The sequence below is a fragment of the Haemophilus haemolyticus genome, from assembly GCF_001008205.1.
Lineage (GTDB): Bacteria > Pseudomonadota > Gammaproteobacteria > Enterobacterales > Pasteurellaceae > Haemophilus > Haemophilus haemolyticus_Q.
In genome coordinates this window covers 99,865-119,519 of sequence record NZ_LCTK01000003.1, presented here as the reverse complement: position 1 = coordinate 119,519, position 19,655 = coordinate 99,865, and the positions used below count along the sequence as shown (strand labels likewise).

The following is a 19,655-nucleotide window of genomic DNA, read 5'->3' as shown; positions in this document are numbered from 1 at the left end:
ATGAGTGATTTAACACCATTATGAAAGGAATATCAATAGAGATTCTATGGATTTTTCATGTCATGTTAGTATTAGGTCCCTTATAAATGATGTTTTTAGTTAACACAGTATTTTCCAGAAATCATTACCGATTATTTCTAATGAGAGTCCTATTCAAAAAATAAGATCTAGAATTAAAGTAATAAATATTGATAGAAGAAATTAATCTAAGGAAATTTAAAGGGTATAGAAAGGGAAAATGGTCCCCCCTACCGGACTTGAACCAGTGACCAAGCGATTATGAGTCGCCTGCTCTAACCGACTGAGCTAAGGGGGGAAAGTGTGGTGATTATAGAGAAATAATCACTTGAAGTCTATAAAAGAAGGGATGATTGATGAAAAATCAATCATCCCTTTTTAGCATTATTGAAGCACGGAAATATCCGCCACTTGTAAGAACAAGCCTTGTAACGTGTTTAAAATCGCTAAGCGGTTTTGGCGTAATGCTGGATCTTCAGCATTTACCATTACGTTATCAAAGAAGTTGTCTACTGGTGCGCGTAAGTTCGCTAATTTATCTAATACAGCGGTGTAATCGCCTTGTGCGATAAGCGGTTGTACTTCAGTGCGTAATGCAAGTACGGCTTCAGCAAGGGCTTTTTCTGCTGGTTCTACGCAAGCGGTTAAATTGATCTCGCCAATTGCAGCATCCGCTTTCGCTAAGATGTTGCTTACACGTTTGTTTGCTGCTGCTAGCGCTTCTGCTGAATCTAAAGTACGGAAGTGAGATACCGCACGCACGCGCGCATCAAAATCAGCAGGGCGAGTTGGACGACGCGCCAATACCGCTTGAATCACATCCACCGCAATGCCTTCATCTTGATACCATGCACGGAAACGACCGAGCATGAAGTCCACCACATCAGCAACCACATTTTGATTCGTGAGTTTATCACCGAAAAGTGCGGCTGATTTTTTCACTAAATCTTCTAAATCTAGTGGTAAATTTTTCTCTACGATAATACGCAATGCTCCAAGTGCTGCACGGCGAAGTGCGAACGGGTCTGCACTGCCTTTTGGTGCTTGGCCGATGCCGAAGATCCCTGTTAAAGTATCAAATTTATCCGCTAAAGCGACCGCACTTGCAACGAGAGATTTAGGTAATTCATCACCGGCAAAGCGTGGCATATATTGTTCGTTTAATGCCACTGCGACTTCTTCATCTTCACCGTCATGACGAGCGTAATGCATACCCATTACACCTTGCGTATCGGTGAATTCAAATACCATGTTCGTCATCAAGTCACATTTTGACAGTAAGCCAGCACGTTTTGCTTTCGCTTCGTCTGCGCCGATTTGTTTTGCAATTTCGCCTGCAAGCTGCTCAATGCGGTCTGTTTTGTCTTTCAATGTGCCCAGTTGTTGTTGGAACAACACGGTTTCTAAGCGTGGTAAACGATCGACCAGGTTTTGTTTTAAGTCAGTTTTAAAGAAGAATTCTGCATCGGTTAAACGAGGACGAACCACTTTTTCGTTCCCTTCAATAATCGCGGTTGGGTCTTCTGGGTTGATATTCGAAACAAAAATAAAGTGCGGTAATAATTTGCCGTCTTTGTCATAAATCGGGAAATATTTTTGGTCGCCCTTCATGGTGTAAACCAAAGCTTCCGCAGGCACCGCTAAGAAGCGTTCTTCAAATTTTGCTGCTAAAACGTTTGGATATTCCACCAACGAAGTCACTTCTTCAAGCAAGCTTTCTTCAATGTCAGCCACGCCGCCAAGTGCGGTCGCTTTTGCTTGAGATTTTGCAAGAATTTCTGCTTTACGCTCATTGAAATCTGCTACTACAGAACCTTTTTCACGTAATAATTGTGGATATTGGTCTGCATGTTGAATTTCAAATTCTTTCTCGCCTAAGAAACGGTGACCGCGAATGGTGCGTGCACTTGCCACCCCTAAAATTTCGCCTTCGATTAACTCATCACCTAACAACATAGTCACGGTGTGAACTGGACGAATAAATTGCACGGTTTTATCTGCCCAACGCATTGGTTTTGGAATTGGCAATTTCGCCAATGCATTTGCCACAATATCGTTCAGCAAGTTTTTGGTCGGTTGACCTTCAATTTTCGCACGATAAACTAACCATTCACCTTTATCGGTCGCAATACGTTCTGCTTGATCAACGGTAATGCCACAACCACGCGCCCAGCCTTCTGCCGCTTTAGTTGGCTTACCTTCTGCATCAAAGGCAGCTGACACTGCCGGACCACGTTTTTCGATTTCTTTACTTGGCTGTTGTGTGGCTAAGTTCAACACTTTCACCGCCAAACGACGCGGCGCCGCAAACCATTCGATTTTATCGAATGATAAACCCGCTTGGTTTAATTCCGCTTCAACGTTATCCGCAAAAGAGGTTGCTAATGTTTTGAGAGCTTTTGGTGGCAGCTCTTCTGTGCCGATTTCTACTAGGAAGTTTTGGGTTGTCATTTTGTTTTCTCTGGTAAGGTGCGCCTTGGCACCATTTTATTTTAATTTAATCTTTTTCAATAATAGCTTCACATTTCACCGGAAAATTAAGTGAATTTGCAATAAAACACGCGTGATGCGCATTTTCATGTAATGCCAATGCCTTAACGGCATCCGACTCGCTTGAAATTCTCACTCGAGGTTTTAATGTTGCCGAAATAAATCGGCCAGCATGCTCAGAACTGCCTTCATCCATAATCGCTATTGCTTCATCACGGTATTCTTGCACAATAATGTTATTAACTGCACAAAAATGTAAATACCATAATTTATGACAGGCAGAAATAGATGCCAGTAGCATATCTTCAGGATTCCAACGAGTTTTATCGCCACGAAAAGCAGGATCAGCAGAACCTAAAATATTAGGTTTATTCAATGCCGAAGCAATAAAATCCCGTTCGTATGCGATATAAGATGAAGTACCAGCTCCTAAATTTCCAACCCACTCTACCGTAGTTTGATAAGTATGTTGCTTCATTATATTTTCCGTTATCTCTTATAGCGCATGTAACTTAAGAAATTCATGTCCTATTTGATTATTTTCTTCGTTATCATTTCTGCCAAATCTCCCCTACCCCTCTTTGCTAAAGAGGGGATTGGAGCTTTGGAGAGTTAAATATTTATGTTCTACTTTAACGTTTTTTGAAAGCAGATAATTTAATCTCTATTGAACTTAAAATGTAAATGAGTCAGTTACTATCAATTTACTCAAGAATTCCCTTTTAAGTATTTTTCATAGGGTTGCATGAACGCTACTTCTTACCGTTTTCAATACTCCCTCTCAACACCTGTTGAAAACGCTCGTAATCACAAAAACCATTTGCATCTTTTTCACAGCCTTTGAGGGTTAATGCTGTTTGGTTTGGTGGTGTCGCTAAACTTAATGGCGTAATATTGATCAGCTGTTCAGTGGTTTGATAAACATAATCCAACTTAAATTTAAGCTTCCCACTTGGTTTGTGCTTCCATACTTCAAATAGCAACTTGCCTCCGATTGGGATATTTTCCAATGAATCATCCAAGTCATAAGGCTCAACGCCTAGTGCTGCAAGCAGAGCGACGATATTAGAATCATGTCCAACCAATAAGTTAATTTTGTTTTCACTATTTAGCTGTTGCTGAATAAATGCCAATAACGGGTATGAGGCATTTTGTGCCAGCGCTTCGTTGTTTTTAAATAACGTGCGGTAATATTCGTTTTTTATTTCGTTAATTGCACGCCATTTTTCTTGGCTATCCACTCGACCGTTGGCGATTTCTGAATCAGGCTTACCTACATAATGTGCAAGCAATAACGCACTGACAATTTTCTTCCCGGTGCTAATAGAACCCGTAATTTTGACCGACTTGCCGTCTTTAATACTGTATTCACCGACTTTTCCATCTAAATCACATTCGCCTTTTTGCAAACAGTTTGGTGAGTTTTTGTAATCAATGATTTCACTCAATAGCGCATAATTTGGCGCTAATTTTTGCTGCAAAGCGGTTAAATCAACGTTATTTTTTGCAGATTCAATCAAGGCTTTACTTGGATTATGCGCCTGTGTATTAAAAATCGGATCTTTTTCAGAACCAATTTTACCGTGATGTTGTAGTTGAACATTACAGCCTGCAAATGCACCAGAAACAATCGCCTGACCTGTTGCAATGGTGCGTTGTACCCCATTGGCATAAGCGAAGATACCTTCGCCTGATGCACAACGTTCTGTTGTTAATAACCCTTTATCCGCAAGCCATTGACCTAAATATTGTCCGAAGTAGGTTTCTAATACTGTACCTTTTGCCGTGAGATAACCTGATGGCACATCCCATTTCGCCCACGCATACGGGGAATATTTTGCCATTTCTTGTGGATCTTTTTCCACTGGCGAGCGTAATCCATGACGGCTGAAAATTAAGACTTTCTCAAGCTCATAATCTGAATTCTGTGTATTTTGGTGATTTTCTGTTGCAAACACACCACTTGCAAGCGATAAGCCAAGTAAAAGTGCGGTGAATTTTAGGACTGTTTTTTTCATATTCGAGACTTAACCTAACTTTCTATTATGTACCCTTAAGACCTAATTATTTAATGTTGAAATCGAGCTATAAAAATTCAATGCATATTTAGCGCCATAAACGAGCACCATAAATACAGCAACAATATTCACCACGGCGAAAAAGATTAATTGTTTGCTGCTACTTTCAATCCAAAGTATTTTAAATAATGCGAGCGTACCAATATTTTCATCAAGTTCACTCTCTCCGCTTAATGCTCTTAAGGTTTTCAGCATTTTGCTTACAAAAGCGACAGTATTGATTGCCATTACACTGAGTGCAATAAATCCAGAAGCGAGGCATAAAAATAGCACAAGCACATTACCCCACTCCCAATGCCGCCAATCCAGCTCAGAAAACATAAATAATGCCAGTGATAAAAATAACACTGCCGGCGTTAAGTTACGCAAAAACATTAAATAATCATCGCCAATTTTAAATAAAAATTGCCAAAACCCGACTTTCTTCATCACTTTAGAAAATCTCTTTTAATTTGGATTCATCTAAAATAACACGATCGTCATCTAACAATAATGCCGGAAAGCCCGCATAGCCTTGCGCTTTAGCATCATCAAATGCGGCGTGACGATCACGCAAGCGTAACCATTGTTTCAAATTCGGGATGGAGGATAGTACTTCCACTGACTCATAATCCACGCCCAAGCGTTTTAACTCTGCCACAAATGGCGCAGTATCAGGGCAATCTGCCGCATAATAAAGAATGGGTTTACTCATTTTGCTCTCCTAAAGTGCGGTCAAATTTCACCGCACTTTTGTGAATTACCTTTAAATGTTATTTTTTACAACCTGGGAAACCTAAGGCTTCACGGCTTGCATAATAGGCTTCCGCCACACCTTTAGTTAATGCACGAATACGTAAAATATAGCGTTGGCGTTCGGTTACCGAAATTGCTTTACGTGCATCTAACAAGTTAAAGCTGTGTGCTGCTTTCAAAATACGCTCATAAGCCGGCAATGGTAATGGTTTTTCTAAGGCTAATAACTCTTGTGCTTCTTTTTCGTATTGATCGAAGCAGTAGAATAAGAAATCTGTGTTTGCATGTTCAAAGTTATAGGTTGATTGCTCAACTTCATTTTGATGGAACACATCACCATAAGTGGTTTTTCCTAATGGACCATCAGACCAAACTAAGTCATACACAGAATCTACGCCTTGAATGTACATCGCTAAACGCTCTAAACCGTAAGTCACTTCGCCCGTTACAGGTTTACATTCTAAGCCGCCCACTTGTTGGAAATAGGTAAATTGGGTCACTTCCATACCATTTAGCCATACTTCCCAGCCCAAGCCCCATGCACCTAATGTTGGGTTTTCCCAGTTATCTTCTACGAAACGAATATCGTTTTTGGTCGGGTCGAAGCCGAGCATTTCAAGCGAGCCTAAATAAAGTTCTTGAATATTATCTGGAGACGGTTTAATCACCACTTGGAATTGATAGTAATGTTGTAAACGGTTTGGGTTTTCGCCATAACGACCATCGGTCGGGCGGCGTGAAGGTTGCACATAAGCAAATGCCATTGGCTCTGGGCCTAATGCGCGCAATGCAGTCATTGGGTGAGAAGTACCAGCGCCCACCTCCATATCAAAAGGTTGCACAATAGTGCAGCCTTGGTTTGCCCAATATTCTTGCAGGGCTAAAATCATACCTTGGAATGTTTTTACGTTAAATTTTGTGCTCATAATCGTTGATCTAATGTGATTAAAAATGCCCGCATTATACTTGAAAGCGTAAGGCGGATAAAGGCGAAAAAGTGCGGTTAAAAAACGAATTTTTTTACAAAATGAACAGAATTTGTAAAGTAAATTAAAATTCTCAACTAGGAAATGAATTTCTATTGTGCCAAAATAGCGCACTTTTAAAAAAGAGGAACCAACTTAATGAAAACTAACTTAATTACTACCGCACTTTTATTGAGTGCATCTGCTTTTGTGCAAGCTGAAACCAAAACCGAGCTTGAACCGATCAATGTGTATTCGGCATCCGCAACCCCTATCAGTCTTCACCAAACAGCGTCGTCTGTTACCGTATTAACCGAAAAAGATTTCGCACAACGTGGTGCGACTTATGTCAGCGACGTATTGAAAACCGTACCAAGTTTAGCTGTTAGCACTTCAGGCGGGCGTGGCACATTAACTAATGTATTCTTACGTGGTGCAGATGCAAACCACACTGCAGTGATTATTGATGGCGTGAAAGTGAACCCTGTTTCTGGTTATGGCTTTGATTTCGGTGGCTTAGCATTAAGCAACATTGACCGCATCGAAGTATTACGCGGGGAACAATCCGCTCTTTGGGGAAGTGATGCCATGGGTGGTGTGATTTATATCACCACGAAGAAAGGCTTAGAAAAAGGTAAAACCTTCAACGTTGATTACGATTTTGGCACAGGCTCTAATCGTACGGTAGATGGTTCATTAACCCTTTCAGGCTCAAATAACGGTTTCTATTACGCTTTACACGGTGATAGCCACCACACCAAAGGCATTTCGGCACTCAGCAAAAACCGCTTTAACTATACCGCACAAGATGGCACAGCAGTAAATACTGGTGGTTCAAGCGAACGCGATAAATTCCATCGTGATAATGCCTCTCTTCGTTTTGGCTATGACGATAATCAAAAAGGTTTTGATTTCTTAACCTCTCACAGCAGCCAAACCGCTAACTTTGATAACAGCGCAACAGATGAAAAAGGCCACTACACTCGCACACGTGAAACCTTGTTCAAATTAAGCGGTTTCTTAGGTAATGATGATCAATTGCTTAAACATAAGGTTGGTGTAAGCCATCTCAAAACTGACAGCGATACCGTTGGCTATACATCGGCTTACGATGCGAAAAAACTCAACGCAAACTATCAATTAGATGTCAATTTCGATCGTGAAGGCACTCTCACGCAAGGTTTAAGCTTCTTGACTGACTATCAAAAAACAGATTTCAACTCATCTTATTTCAACAATGCAGGCAATAAAAAACTTGTTGAGAAAAGCTTAGCGGCAGAATATCGCTTATTGCACGATGCAGATCATAGTTTAAATATTAGTGGTCGTTACACTGACAGCTCTGAATACGAAAACTCATGGACTGGCCGTATCGCAGGCGCTTACCGTTTACACAATAACGTGAAAGCACACGCAAGTTTCGGTTCAGCAATTCAAAACCCAACGATCACTGAATACTACGGTTACAACGCGCGCTATATCGGCAACCCTAATTTACAACCAGAGAAAAGTTTAGGTGGCGATGTTGGTTTCTTATTTGAAACCAATGATGGTCGTCACAGCTTTGATGTGACTTATTTCGCTCGCAACGTGAAAAACGCGATTAGCAGCGAAGTAATCAACTTTACCACTTATGCAAGCCGTGCAGTAAACCTTGAAGGTAAAAGCAAAGTGAAAGGTGTTGAAGTGGCTTACAACGGTAAAATCACCGATGCATTAACTGCTTATGCTAACTACACCTACACGCAAACCCGAGATAGCAAAGGCGCTGAATTGGCACGTCGTCCAAAACATTTGGCGAACGCGGGCTTAGCATACCAAATCACTGAAAAATTAGGTGCGGATGTAAATGTATCTTACACAGGCAAACGCATGGATACCTACTATTCACCGACCTACAGCACGCATAAAGTGAAATTACCATCTTACACCTTGGCAAACTTAGGCGTGAACTATAAAGTGGCGGATAGCTTGACGATTTATGCAAATCTTAACAACGTATTCAATAAAAAATATGAAAACGTACTTGGCTATGGCCAAGAAGGACGTAATGTTTACGTTGGGTTGAAAGGATCGTTCTAATTATTACCTACTAACAAGGGCGTGCTTAGCACGCCTTTTTACATTCTTGATGGCGTAGCGTATCATTATCTATATGCAAAAAACTCGCTTAATTTTAACCGCACTTTTCCTTCCGTTTACCGCTCAGGCTTCGGAACAATTTGTCTCGCTTACGCTTTGCAGTGACCGACTGCTTATCGAACTGGCTGAGCCTTCGCAAATTGCTGCTCAATCGCCTTATTCGAAAAAACCGTTGATGATGTTAGACAAAATCAATACCGACAAACCTGTACTAGAACCGCAATTAACGGAATTATTGCCCTATTTGGATAAAACTATTCTGATTAATGAAACCTTTTATCCCCAATTAGTCACAGAGCTGAAAAAACTCGGTGTGAAGATTATCCCGATTAACGACAGCCCACAAACGCCTGATGAATTATTTACTCTGATTCTAGAATTAGGCAAACAACTGGGGAATGAGCAAAAGGCGACTGATTTAGTAACAAAACTAAAATCACAAAACTTTCACTTAAATCGACCGCTTACTGACACACTGATTTTATCGGAAACAGGTGTGGTAGAAAGTTATTACCCACAATATCCTGTGCTGTTAAATTTACTCGGATTAACACCGTTAAAAACGCCACTTACCGCACAAAATTTCTCATTAGAAAAAGTGATTTTAAGTCAACCGAATGTGCTGATTTCACTGACTGACAAACAAGGTTACAATGCACAAGCCGAATTACTGCACCACCCTATGTTGCAAGATTTTTTCAAAAACCAACCGCTTGTAAGCATCCCGATGAAATATACCTATTGCTTTGATCACGGTGTGTGGCAAGGGGCGGAGAAAATTTATCAACAGTTAAAATAATATAGCTGACAAATCTCCCCTAACCCCTCTTTGCTAAAGAGGGGAATTCCATTATTAAATTAACTCTAGATGACATATTTATATGTCTTTATGTATAAATGATTAGAATAAAACATCAGATTATAAATCCCTACACTTATAACCCCCCCTCTTTACTAAATAGAGGAATTGTATGATTAGATTAGCCCAAGATAATGTATTTACAGCTTTTATGTATAAATGATTAAAATAAAACATCAGAATTATAAATCCCTACACTATAATCCCCCTCTTTAGCAAAGAGGGGTTAGGGGAGATTTGACAAAATCAAATTAACAAATGATATTTGGATTACATAGGAAATTGATCATTGACCAAAACACTAAAATTAAATACCGCACTTTTCTTCACGTTGCTGTTGATTAGCGGCTTTGCGATTTATCACCAGCTCGGCGATTTTGCTCATCTCAAAAATGCGGATGGTGTGCTCACGGATATGCGGTCACTCATATTGCTTGATATTCGCCTACCGCGCATAGGACTAGCCATTTTAACTGGCGCAAGCCTTGCTTTAGCAGGCAATGCAATGCAGGGGATATTTCAAAATCCACTGGCAAGCCCTGGATTATTGGGCAGTAGTGCCGGTGCAACCACCACCAGTGTCTTTTTGCTCTATTATTTTTCCGTGCCGTTAAGTCTGTTGCTTATTGGCGGTGTAGCTGGTGCATTATCTAGTTTTTTATTGGTTTATTTAATCGCTAAAAACCACGGTACAACGGCGATGATTTTAAGTGGTTTAGCTGTCAATATGTTGCTCTCCGCTGCCGTCGCATTGCTACTTTCTAATGCAGAAAGCCCATGGGCATTAGCTGAACTCTACCGCTGGCTACAAGGTTCTCTTGTGTGGGCAAAACTTGACACGCTGCTCATTTCATTTCCAATCATATTATTGGGATTATTCTGTTTGTATCGTGAACGCCGCTATATTGACTTGCTCACCTTCGGTGAAGAAACCGCGAGCACAATGGGCGTGAATCCTAAACGTAGCTTTTTCGTCACGACCTTTGGCGTGGCATTATTAGTTGGTGCAACGATTCCTCAAACAGGCACTATCGGTTTTGTTGGCTTAATCGCACCGCACTTTGCTCGCCTATTGCTAAAAAAACGCCCTTCGCAACTTTACATCACCAGTGCATTACTTGGCGCATTATTGCTACTTATTGCGGATCTTTGCGTGCAATATATTCCTGTCTTTTCACATATTTATATTGGCACGCTCATCGCAATCATTGGCGCACCTTGCTTAATTTGGATTTTAATTACGGAGCAACGCAAGTTGGCAAGATAATGATTAGAATCGAAAATCTTTCTCAGCCTTATGGCTTAAACAACATCTGCTGCACGCTTCCTAAAGGAAAACTTATCGGCATTATGGGCGCAAACGGCGCGGGTAAATCAACTTTGCTCAAAACGATTGCAGGAATTTTACCTATTGCAAAAGGTGAAATTTATTTTGGAAACAGCCCGTTAAGCAAAATGAGTACAACTGAAAAAAGCCAGCAACTCGCTTATCTTGCGCAAGATACCAATATCCATTGGGATTTATCGGTTTATGATGTCATTGCTCTCGGCTTAAATTCGCCATTATCATCGGCAAAAGAGCGCTCAAAAATCACGGAGATTTCAAAAAAATTTTCGATAGAACATTTGCTTAATAAATCCTTTCAGAAACTGTCAGGCGGAGAAAAAGCACGAGTGCAACTCGCTCGTTGTTGTATCAAAAATGCGCCACTATTGCTTGCCGATGAACCAATCGCACCACTCGATCCCTATTATCAAATAGACATGATGGAACAATTAAAATCGCTGACACCACAGCATACTTGTGTTGTAGCGATCCATCATTTATCCCTTGCATATAAATACTGTGATGAAGTGATTTTGCTCGATAAAGGCAAAATCATTGCGACTGGCAAAACACAAGTGGTGCTAAATTCAGCAAATCTTGCACAAGCCTTTGATATAAGTGTGAAATTTGATGTAGAAAGAAGAGAGATTTATGGAATAGAGAAATTGGAAACCTAATTCCAATTTCTCATTTTTCTGAAAGTAAAAAATTAATATTGCCAAGTGATGTTTTCCCTAAAAAAACTTATGCGAGAAATGAAAATATCTCTTAGATGTCCTATCTGAAATGTGATCCAAGTCAAATTTATTTTCTCTGTAAATTCCTATAATTACCTCAAATTAATTAACAACCAAAAAGGTGATTAAAATGACTCAATTTAGAAAAGAAGTAGATTTACTCGGTGAACGTGATGTACCAGCAGATGCGTACTGGGGTATTCATACATTAAGAGCGGTCGAAAACTTTAATATTTCTAATGTAACCATTTCTGATGTACCGGAATTTGTACGCGGCATGGTAATGGTAAAAAAAGCAACAGCCTTAGCAAACGGTGAATTAGGTGCTATTCCTGCTGATATTGCAAAAGCGATTGTCGCAGCTTGCGATGAAATCCTTACCACTGGAAAATGCTTAGATCAATTCCCATCTGATGTATATCAAGGTGGTGCTGGCACTTCTGTCAATATGAATACCAACGAAGTGGTCGCTAACCTCGCGCTTGAAAAAATTGGTCATAAAAAAGGTGAATATAATGTTATTAACCCAATGGATCACGTTAATGCAAGCCAATCAACCAATGATGCGTATCCTACCGGTTTCCGTATTGCAGTGTATAACAGCATCTTAAAATTAATCGATAAAATTCAATATTTACACGACGGTTTTGATAATAAAGCAAAAGAGTTTGCGAACATCTTAAAAATGGGTCGAACCCAATTACAAGATGCAGTTCCAATGACTGTTGGCCAAGAATTCAAAGCTTTCGCCGTATTACTTGAAGAAGAAGTACGTAACTTAAAACGTACAGCAGATTTACTCCTTGAAGTAAACCTCGGTGCGACTGCAATCGGTACTGGTTTAAATACTCCACAAGGCTATACAGAATTAGTTGTAAAACACCTTGCTCAAGTGACTGGATTAGCTTGCGTACCAGCAGAAAACTTAATTGAAGCAACATCTGACTGTGGCGCTTATGTCATGGTTCACGGTGCATTAAAACGTACTGCTGTTAAACTTTCTAAAGTATGTAATGACTTACGTTTACTTTCTTCTGGTCCACGTGCTGGTATTAAAGAAATTAACTTACCTGAATTACAAGCTGGCTCTTCTATTATGCCTGCAAAAGTAAACCCAGTTGTTCCAGAAGTAGTGAACCAAGTATGCTTTAAAGTAATTGGTAACGATACCACTGTGACTTTCGCATCTGAAGCAGGTCAATTACAATTAAACGTAATGGAACCCGTGATTGGTCAAGCAATGTTCGAATCTATTGATATCTTAACGAATGCTTGCGTAAACTTACGCGATAAATGTGTAGACGGTATTACTGTAAACAAAGAAATTTGTGAAAACTACGTATTTAACTCAATCGGTATCGTGACTTACTTAAATCCATTTATCGGTCACCATAATGGCGACTTAGTGGGTAAAATCTGTGCGCAAACAGGTAAAGGCGTACGTGAAGTTGTGTTAGAAAAAGGTTTATTAACAGAAGAACAATTAGATGACATTCTTTCTGTAGAAAACTTAATGAATCCAACTTACAAAGCGAAATTAAATAAATAAGTCTGAATTATTTATTTAGTCCTCGAATAGAAATAACCGCACTTTGATTACTCAAAAGTGCGGTCATTTTTAATATTGAATGATGGATTAAAGTTTTGCTGAAAGCATGGTTTCCAATTTTTCTTGGTCAACAGCAAATTTACGAATACCATCTGCTAATTTTTCAACAGCCATAGCATCGCTGTTATGTTGCCAGTAGAACTCAGCTTCTGTTAATGGTTGTGGTTTCGCTTTGACTTCGCCTTTGTATTCTAGTTTGCGTACAAGTGCGGTTGAATTTTCTTGTAATTCTTTCAGTAATGCAGGTGCAATAGTTAAGCGATCGCAACCTGCAAGTTCAGTAATTTCACCTACATTACGGAAGCTCGCGCCCATCACAACGGTGTTGTAGCCATATTCTTTGTAGTAATTATAGATTTTGGTGACAGAAATTACGCCTGGGTCTTCTGCTGGCGCATATTCTTTTTTGTCTGAGTTTGCTTTGTACCAGTCTAAAATACGACCTACAAATGGAGAAATTAAGTAAACGCCTGCTTCTGCACAAGCACGAGCTTGCGCTTCAGAGAATAATAAGGTTAGGTTACAGTTAATGCCTTCTTTTTCAAGGATTTCTGCAGCTCGGATACCTTGCCATGTTGAAGCAATTTTAATCAAAATACGGTCGTTTGAAATGCCTGCTGCATTATAAAGTGCGATTAATTTACGCGCTTTTTCAACCGTTGCTTGAGTGTTGTAAGAAAGACGTGCATCCACTTCAGTAGAAATACGTCCTGGAACGATTTTTAAAATTTCTAAACCAATATTTACCGCTAATTTATCTTCTGCATCAATAAGTTGTTGTGCTTTATCATTGCTTTGAGCTTTTGCATAAGCGACAGCTTCATCAATTAATGGCGCATATTGTGGAAGTGCAGATGCGCTTAGAATTAATGATGGGTTAGTAGTCGCATCTTGTGGTTGATATTTTTTAATCGCGTCGATATCGCCGGTGTCTGCGACCACAACGGTCATTTGACGAAGTGAATCTAATTGAGTTGTCATTTGTATCTCCTATTCGAGTGAAATGGAATGAATAATGTCGGCTACGATAGCATAAATTTAATCTTAAAAGGAAAAATTTTTCGATAGAAAAAATAGGCGCAGGCGTTGAACTGCGCCATTGTTTTAAAGTTTGAGGGTGTCTTTTATGGTGAAAGTTATTTCATCTAACATGGCATAGCGTTTACGATACATGGAGCGTTTTTTACTTGGAATATCATCCAGATTTCTATCTATTTCTAAAGACAATTCCCAGTAATCTTTTAATTCTCCGCCCGATTCACCAAAAATTGCATCATAATCCACCGTATATTGTTTGCTTTGGATGAAGCGAGATTTATTTTGGTATTTTTGCGGAATGCCAAGCAATTTATCGTAGCCTAGAATTTTCGTGAGTGATTTCATGGTTTCAACCATTAAATAGGCAGGGCGCAAACCGTGACATGATTTGGTTAATTGTTTCACCATTTCCTTTGAACCTTCAAAATTTGGTCCTTGTACAACAGCAATGAGTAGAGCATCGCCCAATTTGGCAAAGGTAAGCAAATAGACTAATTCATTTCTTGGTTTATGCCATAGCTCTAATACCCAATATCCTTCCATCGGTTGATGGGTTGTCATGCTTAATGTCATTTCAAAATCAGGAATGACTTCGCCAAAACTTAATGGTTTTTCCCATAATGGCGTAGAAAGTGCGGTAAGTTTTTTGGGTAAAAATAAAAGGTTATCACAAACAGCATTAAAACGTTGTGATGCGTTGAAGCGTTTATCCAGAAAACGACAAGCAACGGGATAACTATAATCCAAGTGCGTATTAAAAATACCGACGAGAAAAGGATGTTGATTGATAAATTGTTCAAAGCGACGAATTGAACCACGATTTAAAAAGCTACGTAAGTTATAACGCCAATGTTTTGGTGCATCAAAACGCCCTGGTCGATATGGATAAATATCCTTAGATTGAGGCCATTGGTAAGTTGTTTTTGTTGTCATCTGAATTGCCATGAATTGGTTATAATTTTGGCGCGAATTTTGACATAATTTCAGGAAATTTTCCATTTATGCTATTCTAAGCGCAATTTTAAAAGGAATCCTTATGTCTGAAATTAAACTTAATTACCATAAAACTCACTTTTTAACGAGTGCGCCGAATATTCGTTCTATTCCTGAAGATACTGGCATTGAAATTGCGTTTGCGGGGCGTTCAAATGCAGGAAAATCGACCGCACTTAATGCATTAACCAATCAAAAAAGCTTAGCCCGCACCTCAAAAACGCCGGGGCGCACACAATTAATCAACTTATTTGAAGTTGAACCAAATTGTAAATTGGTGGATTTACCGGGTTATGGTTATGCTGCCGTGCCAGAGCAAATGAAAATCCAATGGCAAAAATCCTTAGGTGAATATTTGCAAAAACGCGAATGTTTGGCAGGATTAGTTGTGTTGATGGATATTCGCCATCCACTTAAAGATCTTGACCAACAAATGATTGAATGGGCGGTTTCTGCAGATCTACCAGTACTTTTATTGCTTACTAAAGCCGATAAATTGAGCCAAAGCGCACGTAGTAAACAAGTAAAAATGGTGCGCGAAGCGATTCTTCCATTCCAAGGCGATATTCAAGTAGAAGCCTTTTCTGCACAAAATAAAATTGGTATTGATAAACTTGCAGCGAAATTAGATTTTTGGTTTTCGCCACTTTTTGCGGAATAAAATATAAATTTTGCGATCTAGATCGCAAAAAAAGCACATGATGAATGATTTCATTATGTGCTTTTTTTATAGTGCAAAAACTATCTTCATTTTTACCGCACTTTAAGGATTATCATGTCCCTTGCTATTGTTTACAGCCGTGCCTCTATGGGTGTACAAGCGCCGCTTGTCACCATTGAGGTGCATTTAAGCAACGGAAAACCAGGATTTACACTTGTTGGTTTGCCCGAAAAAACAGTGAAAGAGGCGCAAGATCGGGTGCGTAGTGCATTGATGAATGCACAATTTAAATACCCAGCCAAACGCATTACCGTGAATCTCGCACCTGCAGATTTACCGAAAGAAGGTGGACGATTTGATTTGCCTATTGCCATCGGAATTTTAGCCGCATCGGATCAGCTTGATGCGAGTCGATTAAAGCAATTTGAATTTGTGGCGGAGCTTGCGCTGACGGGGCAATTACGTGGGGTTCATGGTGTAATTCCCGCTATTCTTGCTGCGCAAAAGTCAAAACGAGAGTTAATTATCGCGAAGCAAAATGCGAATGAAGCCTCGCTCGTGTCTGATCAAAATACTTATTTTGCGCAAACGCTTTTAGACGTGGTGCAATTTCTTAATGGTCAAGAAAAATTACCCCTTGCCACTGAAATTGTGAAAGAAAGTGCGGTAAATTTTTCGGGCAAAAATATGTTAGATTTAACGGATATTATCGGACAACAACACGCCAAACGAGCATTGACCATTGCCGCAGCAGGGCAGCATAATTTGCTCTTTCTTGGTCCGCCAGGTACAGGGAAAACCATGCTAGCTAGCCGTTTGACGGGGCTTTTACCTGAAATGACAGATCTAGAAGCGATAGAAACGGCATCTGTAACGAGTTTAGTTCAAAATGAGTTAAATTTTCATAATTGGAAACAACGTCCTTTTCGCGCACCACATCATAGTGCATCAATGCCAGCTTTAGTTGGCGGTGGGACGATCCCTAAACCTGGTGAAATATCCTTAGCAACAAATGGTGTACTTTTTCTTGATGAACTTCCAGAGTTTGAACGAAAAGTATTGGACGCGCTACGTCAGCCTTTGGAAAGTGGTGAGATTATTATTTCTCGTGCTAATGCCAAAATCCAATTCCCGGCTCGTTTTCAATTAGTGGCAGCGATGAATCCAAGTCCGACAGGCCATTATACTGGGACACATAACCGCACTTCACCCCAGCAAATTATGCGTTATTTGAATAGACTTTCAGGGCCTTTTTTAGATCGTTTTGATTTATCTATTGAAGTACCTTTACTGCCACAAGGCAGCTTACAAAATACAGGTGATCGTGGTGAAACCAGTGCTCAAATTCGTGAGAAAGTGTTAAAAGTGCGTGAGATTCAAATGGAAAGAGCTGGGAAAATTAACGCGTATTTGAACAGTAAAGAGATTGAACGTGATTGCAAGTTAAGTGATAAAGATGCCTTTTTCCTTGAAAATGCGCTGAATAAACTGGGGCTTTCTGTACGGGCTTACCATCGTATTTTGAAAGTTTCTCGAACCATTGCTGATCTACAAGGAGAACAACAAATTTCTCAACCGCACTTAGCGGAAGCTTTGGGGTATCGAGCAATGGATCGTTTGTTGCAGAAATTGTCTAATATGTAAAAACGCGTGGTGAGAATACCACGCGTGAAAGGATTAGTAAGTGCTTTGAGTGTCTTGCGTACCGCTAATAATTGCAATGCCTGCACTTGCACCAATGCGTGTTGCACCCGCTTTAATCATTACAAGTGCTGTTTCAGTATCACGCACACCACCTGATGCTTTAACACCAATATTGCCGACCGTTTGTTTCATCAATGCAACATCTTCTACAGTTGCACCACCTTTGTTAAAGCCTGTTGATGTTTTAACAAAAGCCACACCGATTTCTTTACAAATTTCACAGGCTTTCACTATTTCATCTTTAGTGAGCAAACAAGTTTCTAAAATCACTTTTAATGGCGTGCCATCACAAGCATCAAATACAGCTTGAATATCTTGTTTTACTGCATCCCATTTTTGCGATTTTATCCAACCTACATTAATCACCATATCAATCTCATTTGCACCCGCTTTAATAGATTCTTGGGTTTCAAATGCTTTGACTGAGGTTAAATTGGCACCTAAAGGGAAGCCAACTACGGTACAAATTTTTACATTTGAGCCAGCAAGTTTTTCTTTAGCGAGTGGAATATAACCAGAATTGATACATACAGAATAAAATCCGTGTTCAATCGCTTCATGACAGAGTGTCAAAATATCTTGTTCATTTTTTTCTGCGGTAAGTGCAGTGTGATCGATATATTGAGCAAGTTGATTCGGTGTCATTATTTTCCTCCTTTATTTATGTTTTACCTATTGTAGCAAAAATCCCTTGTTTTTGACTGTGCTTTTATGCTTGATTACAATCATCTCAACGAGATAAGGAATAAAGAAAATGAAGATTAAAAAACTACTTAAGAATGGATTATCCCTCTTTTTAACGTTTATTGTGATGAGTAGCATACTGGATTTTGTTCGTCGCCCTGTAGTGCCAGAGGAAATAAACAAAATCACGTTACAAGATCTTCAAGGGAATACGTTCTCTCTTGAAAGTCTCGATCCAAATAAACCTACGCTGCTTTATTTTTGGGGAACCTGGTGTGGTTATTGTCGCTATACTTCGCCAGCAATTAATTCTTTAGCAAACGAAGGCTATCAAGTTGTATCGGTGGCGTTACGTTCAGGCAATGAGTCGGCAGTAAATGATTATTTAAGTAAAAATGACTACCACTTCACTACGGTTAACGATCCTAAAGGGGAATTTGCAGAACGATGGCAAATTAATGTGACGCCCACAATTGTGCTGTTGAGTAAAGGCAAAATGGATCTTGTTACAACCGGCCTCACGAGTTATTGGGGATTAAAAGTGCGGTTGTTTTTCGCAGAGTTTTTTGGCTAAGCGGTAGAAAATCTATTACAATACGCAGACTTATTTTAAAGAGGACAGAATTATGATTATCGTAACAGGCGGCGCAGGTTTTATTGGCAGCAATATTGTCAAAGCATTAAATGATTTAGGGCGCAAAGATATTTTAGTGGTAGATAACTTAAAAGATGGCACGAAATTTGCAAATTTAGTTGATTTAGACATTGCAGATTATTGTGATAAAGAAGATTTCATTGCTTCTATTATTGCAGGCGACGAATTTGGCGATATTGATGCAGTATTCCACGAGGGAGCATGTTCTGCGACTACGGAATGGGATGGTAAATACATTATGCACAACAACTACGAATATTCTAAAGAGTTGTTGCATTATTGCCTTGACCGTGAAATTCCTTTCTTTTATGCCTCAAGCGCAGCAACTTATGGTGATACCAAAGTATTCCGTGAAGAACGTGAATTTGAAGGTCCGTTAAATGTTTATGGCTATTCTAAATTCTTATTCGACCAATATGTACGCAACATTTTGCCAGAAGCAAAATCGCCAGTATGTGGTTTCCGTTATTTCAATGTTTACGGGCCGCGTGAAAATCATAAAGGTTCTATGGCGAGCGTAGCATTCCACTTGAATAACCAAATCTTAAAAGGTGAAAATCCAAAATTATTTGCAGGCAGCGAACATTTCCGCCGTGATTTTGTTTATGTGGGCGATGTTGCTGCAGTGAATATTTGGTGTTGGCAAAATGGTATTTCAGGTATTTACAACCTTGGTACAGGAAATGCAGAAAGTTTCCGTGCGGTGGCTGATGCAGTAGTGAAATTCCACGGTAAAGGCGAGATTGAAACCATTCCATTCCCAGAACATTTAAAATCTCGTTATCAAGAATATACTCAAGCAGATTTAACTAAACTTCGTTCAACAGGCTACGATAAATCATTCAAAACAGTTGCGGAAGGCGTGGCTGAATATATGGCGTGGTTGAACAGAAAATAAACCGTAGGTTTGCCTACTTCCCATCAACAGAGTGCGGTTAAAAATCTCGGTATTTTTGACCG

General features: G+C 39.6%; 18 protein-coding genes and 1 tRNA gene. 9 read left to right on the top strand and 10 right to left on the bottom strand.

What is annotated here, in order from left to right:
• Nucleotides 1–239: 239 nt before the first annotated feature.
• The 7 genes from AAX18_RS00705 to glyQ all read right to left on the bottom strand — a co-directional run bounded on the left by AAX18_RS00705 (nt 240) and on the right by glyQ (nt 6,247).
• A tRNA-Ile gene (locus AAX18_RS00705) sits at nt 240–316 on the bottom strand.
• A gap of 86 nt (nt 317–402) precedes the next feature.
• Entirely contained in the window at nt 403–2,469 is a 2,067-nt protein-coding gene (gene glyS / locus AAX18_RS00700) for a glycine--tRNA ligase subunit beta (RefSeq protein ID WP_046952603.1), read from the bottom strand.
• Nucleotides 2,470–2,515: 46 nt separating this feature from the next.
• Nucleotides 2,516–2,986 (bottom strand): OsmC family protein, encoded by a 471-nt coding sequence (locus AAX18_RS00695; RefSeq protein WP_005628144.1) that lies wholly within the window; start codon nt 2,984–2,986, stop codon nt 2,516–2,518.
• Nucleotides 2,987–3,260: 274 nt separating this feature from the next.
• Complete coding sequence (locus AAX18_RS00690) at nt 3,261–4,526, bottom strand: histidine-type phosphatase (RefSeq protein WP_046952602.1); 1,266 nt, start codon at nt 4,524–4,526, stop codon at nt 3,261–3,263.
• 42 nt (nt 4,527–4,568) lie between these two features.
• Complete coding sequence (locus tag AAX18_RS00685) at nt 4,569–5,015, bottom strand: hypothetical protein (RefSeq protein WP_005628148.1); 447 nt, start codon at nt 5,013–5,015, stop codon at nt 4,569–4,571.
• A gap of 4 nt (nt 5,016–5,019) precedes the next feature.
• Nucleotides 5,020–5,280 carry a hypothetical protein gene (locus AAX18_RS00680; RefSeq protein WP_005628150.1) on the bottom strand — a complete coding sequence of 87 codons (261 nt, stop codon included), beginning with the start codon at nt 5,278–5,280 and terminating at the stop codon, nt 5,020–5,022.
• Nucleotides 5,281–5,338: 58 nt separating this feature from the next.
• Nucleotides 5,339–6,247 carry a glycine--tRNA ligase subunit alpha gene (gene glyQ, locus AAX18_RS00675; RefSeq protein ID WP_005628151.1) on the bottom strand — a complete coding sequence of 303 codons (909 nt, stop codon included), beginning with the start codon at nt 6,245–6,247 and terminating at the stop codon, nt 5,339–5,341.
• Between the two features lie 198 nt (nt 6,248–6,445).
• Between glyQ and AAX18_RS00670 the strand changes: the two genes are divergently transcribed.
• The 5 genes from AAX18_RS00670 to aspA all read left to right on the top strand — a co-directional run bounded on the left by AAX18_RS00670 (nt 6,446) and on the right by aspA (nt 12,900).
• Nucleotides 6,446–8,368: a TonB-dependent receptor plug domain-containing protein gene (locus tag AAX18_RS00670; protein ID WP_046952601.1), complete on the top strand. Its 1,923-nt coding sequence runs from the start codon at nt 6,446–6,448 to the stop codon at nt 8,366–8,368.
• Nucleotides 8,369–8,441: 73 nt separating this feature from the next.
• Nucleotides 8,442–9,227, top strand: a complete 786-nt coding sequence (locus AAX18_RS00665) for a substrate-binding domain-containing protein (RefSeq protein ID WP_046952600.1) — start codon at nt 8,442–8,444, stop codon at nt 9,225–9,227.
• Nucleotides 9,228–9,576: 349 nt separating this feature from the next.
• On the top strand, nt 9,577–10,554 hold the full coding sequence (locus AAX18_RS00660) for a FecCD family ABC transporter permease (RefSeq protein WP_046952599.1): 978 nt from the start codon (nt 9,577–9,579) through the stop codon (nt 10,552–10,554).
• The gene (locus AAX18_RS00655) at nt 10,554–11,291 is read left to right on the top strand and encodes an ABC transporter ATP-binding protein (protein ID WP_046952598.1); all 738 of its coding nucleotides are present in this window, start codon (nt 10,554–10,556) and stop codon (nt 11,289–11,291) included. The genes AAX18_RS00660 and AAX18_RS00655 overlap by 1 nt, the downstream gene beginning before the upstream one ends.
• A gap of 190 nt (nt 11,292–11,481) precedes the next feature.
• Nucleotides 11,482–12,900 carry an aspartate ammonia-lyase gene (gene aspA, locus AAX18_RS00650; RefSeq protein WP_005626805.1) on the top strand — a complete coding sequence of 473 codons (1,419 nt, stop codon included), beginning with the start codon at nt 11,482–11,484 and terminating at the stop codon, nt 12,898–12,900.
• An 87-nt stretch (nt 12,901–12,987) separates the two neighbouring features.
• On the opposite strand, the gene tal is transcribed toward aspA, so the two are convergent.
• Entirely contained in the window at nt 12,988–13,941 is a 954-nt protein-coding gene (gene tal, locus AAX18_RS00645; RefSeq protein WP_005626807.1) for a transaldolase, read from the bottom strand.
• Nucleotides 13,942–14,064: 123 nt separating this feature from the next.
• Nucleotides 14,065–14,931, bottom strand: coding sequence for a VirK/YbjX family protein (locus AAX18_RS00640; protein WP_032825503.1), 867 nt, complete (start codon nt 14,929–14,931; stop codon nt 14,065–14,067).
• Nucleotides 14,932–15,034: 103 nt separating this feature from the next.
• Here AAX18_RS00640 and yihA point away from each other — a divergent pair, with 103 nt between their 5' ends.
• The gene (yihA, locus tag AAX18_RS00635) at nt 15,035–15,652 is read left to right on the top strand and encodes a ribosome biogenesis GTP-binding protein YihA/YsxC (RefSeq protein WP_005626810.1); all 618 of its coding nucleotides are present in this window, start codon (nt 15,035–15,037) and stop codon (nt 15,650–15,652) included.
• A gap of 114 nt (nt 15,653–15,766) precedes the next feature.
• Complete coding sequence (locus AAX18_RS00630; protein ID WP_005626812.1) at nt 15,767–17,296, top strand: YifB family Mg chelatase-like AAA ATPase; 1,530 nt, start codon at nt 15,767–15,769, stop codon at nt 17,294–17,296.
• A 33-nt stretch (nt 17,297–17,329) separates the two neighbouring features.
• Here the strand turns inward: AAX18_RS00630 and deoC are convergent, their stop codons facing one another.
• A complete protein-coding gene (gene deoC / locus AAX18_RS00625; protein WP_005626815.1) occupies nt 17,330–18,001 on the bottom strand; it encodes a deoxyribose-phosphate aldolase in 672 nt (223 codons plus the stop codon).
• Between the two features lie 109 nt (nt 18,002–18,110).
• On the opposite strand from deoC, the gene AAX18_RS00620 reads away from it, so the two are divergent.
• On the top strand, nt 18,111–18,614 hold the full coding sequence (locus tag AAX18_RS00620) for a protein disulfide oxidoreductase (RefSeq protein ID WP_005626817.1): 504 nt from the start codon (nt 18,111–18,113) through the stop codon (nt 18,612–18,614).
• 52 nt (nt 18,615–18,666) lie between these two features.
• On the top strand, nt 18,667–19,593 hold the full coding sequence (gene rfaD / locus AAX18_RS00615; RefSeq protein ID WP_005626818.1) for an ADP-glyceromanno-heptose 6-epimerase: 927 nt from the start codon (nt 18,667–18,669) through the stop codon (nt 19,591–19,593).
• Nucleotides 19,594–19,655 lie beyond the last annotated feature (62 nt).

Coding starts and splice junctions, on each gene's coding strand:
- glyS (WP_046952603.1), bottom strand. CDS start 2,469: ATGACAACCCAAAACTTCCTAGTAGAAATCGGCACAGAAGAGCTGCCA.
- AAX18_RS00695 (WP_005628144.1), bottom strand. CDS start 2,986: ATGAAGCAACATACTTATCAAACTACGGTAGAGTGGGTTGGAAATTTA.
- AAX18_RS00690 (WP_046952602.1), bottom strand. CDS start 4,526: ATGAAAAAAACAGTCCTAAAATTCACCGCACTTTTACTTGGCTTATCG.
- AAX18_RS00685 (WP_005628148.1), bottom strand. CDS start 5,015: ATGAAGAAAGTCGGGTTTTGGCAATTTTTATTTAAAATTGGCGATGAT.
- AAX18_RS00680 (WP_005628150.1), bottom strand. CDS start 5,280: ATGAGTAAACCCATTCTTTATTATGCGGCAGATTGCCCTGATACTGCG.
- glyQ (WP_005628151.1), bottom strand. CDS start 6,247: ATGAGCACAAAATTTAACGTAAAAACATTCCAAGGTATGATTTTAGCC.
- AAX18_RS00670 (WP_046952601.1), top strand. CDS start 6,446: ATGAAAACTAACTTAATTACTACCGCACTTTTATTGAGTGCATCTGCT.
- AAX18_RS00665 (WP_046952600.1), top strand. CDS start 8,442: ATGCAAAAAACTCGCTTAATTTTAACCGCACTTTTCCTTCCGTTTACC.
- AAX18_RS00655 (WP_046952598.1), top strand. CDS start 10,554: ATGATTAGAATCGAAAATCTTTCTCAGCCTTATGGCTTAAACAACATC.
- aspA (WP_005626805.1), top strand. CDS start 11,482: ATGACTCAATTTAGAAAAGAAGTAGATTTACTCGGTGAACGTGATGTA.
- tal (WP_005626807.1), bottom strand. CDS start 13,941: ATGACAACTCAATTAGATTCACTTCGTCAAATGACCGTTGTGGTCGCA.
- AAX18_RS00640 (WP_032825503.1), bottom strand. CDS start 14,931: ATGACAACAAAAACAACTTACCAATGGCCTCAATCTAAGGATATTTAT.
- yihA (WP_005626810.1), top strand. CDS start 15,035: ATGTCTGAAATTAAACTTAATTACCATAAAACTCACTTTTTAACGAGT.
- AAX18_RS00630 (WP_005626812.1), top strand. CDS start 15,767: ATGTCCCTTGCTATTGTTTACAGCCGTGCCTCTATGGGTGTACAAGCG.
- deoC (WP_005626815.1), bottom strand. CDS start 18,001: ATGACACCGAATCAACTTGCTCAATATATCGATCACACTGCACTTACC.
- AAX18_RS00620 (WP_005626817.1), top strand. CDS start 18,111: ATGAAGATTAAAAAACTACTTAAGAATGGATTATCCCTCTTTTTAACG.
- rfaD (WP_005626818.1), top strand. CDS start 18,667: ATGATTATCGTAACAGGCGGCGCAGGTTTTATTGGCAGCAATATTGTC.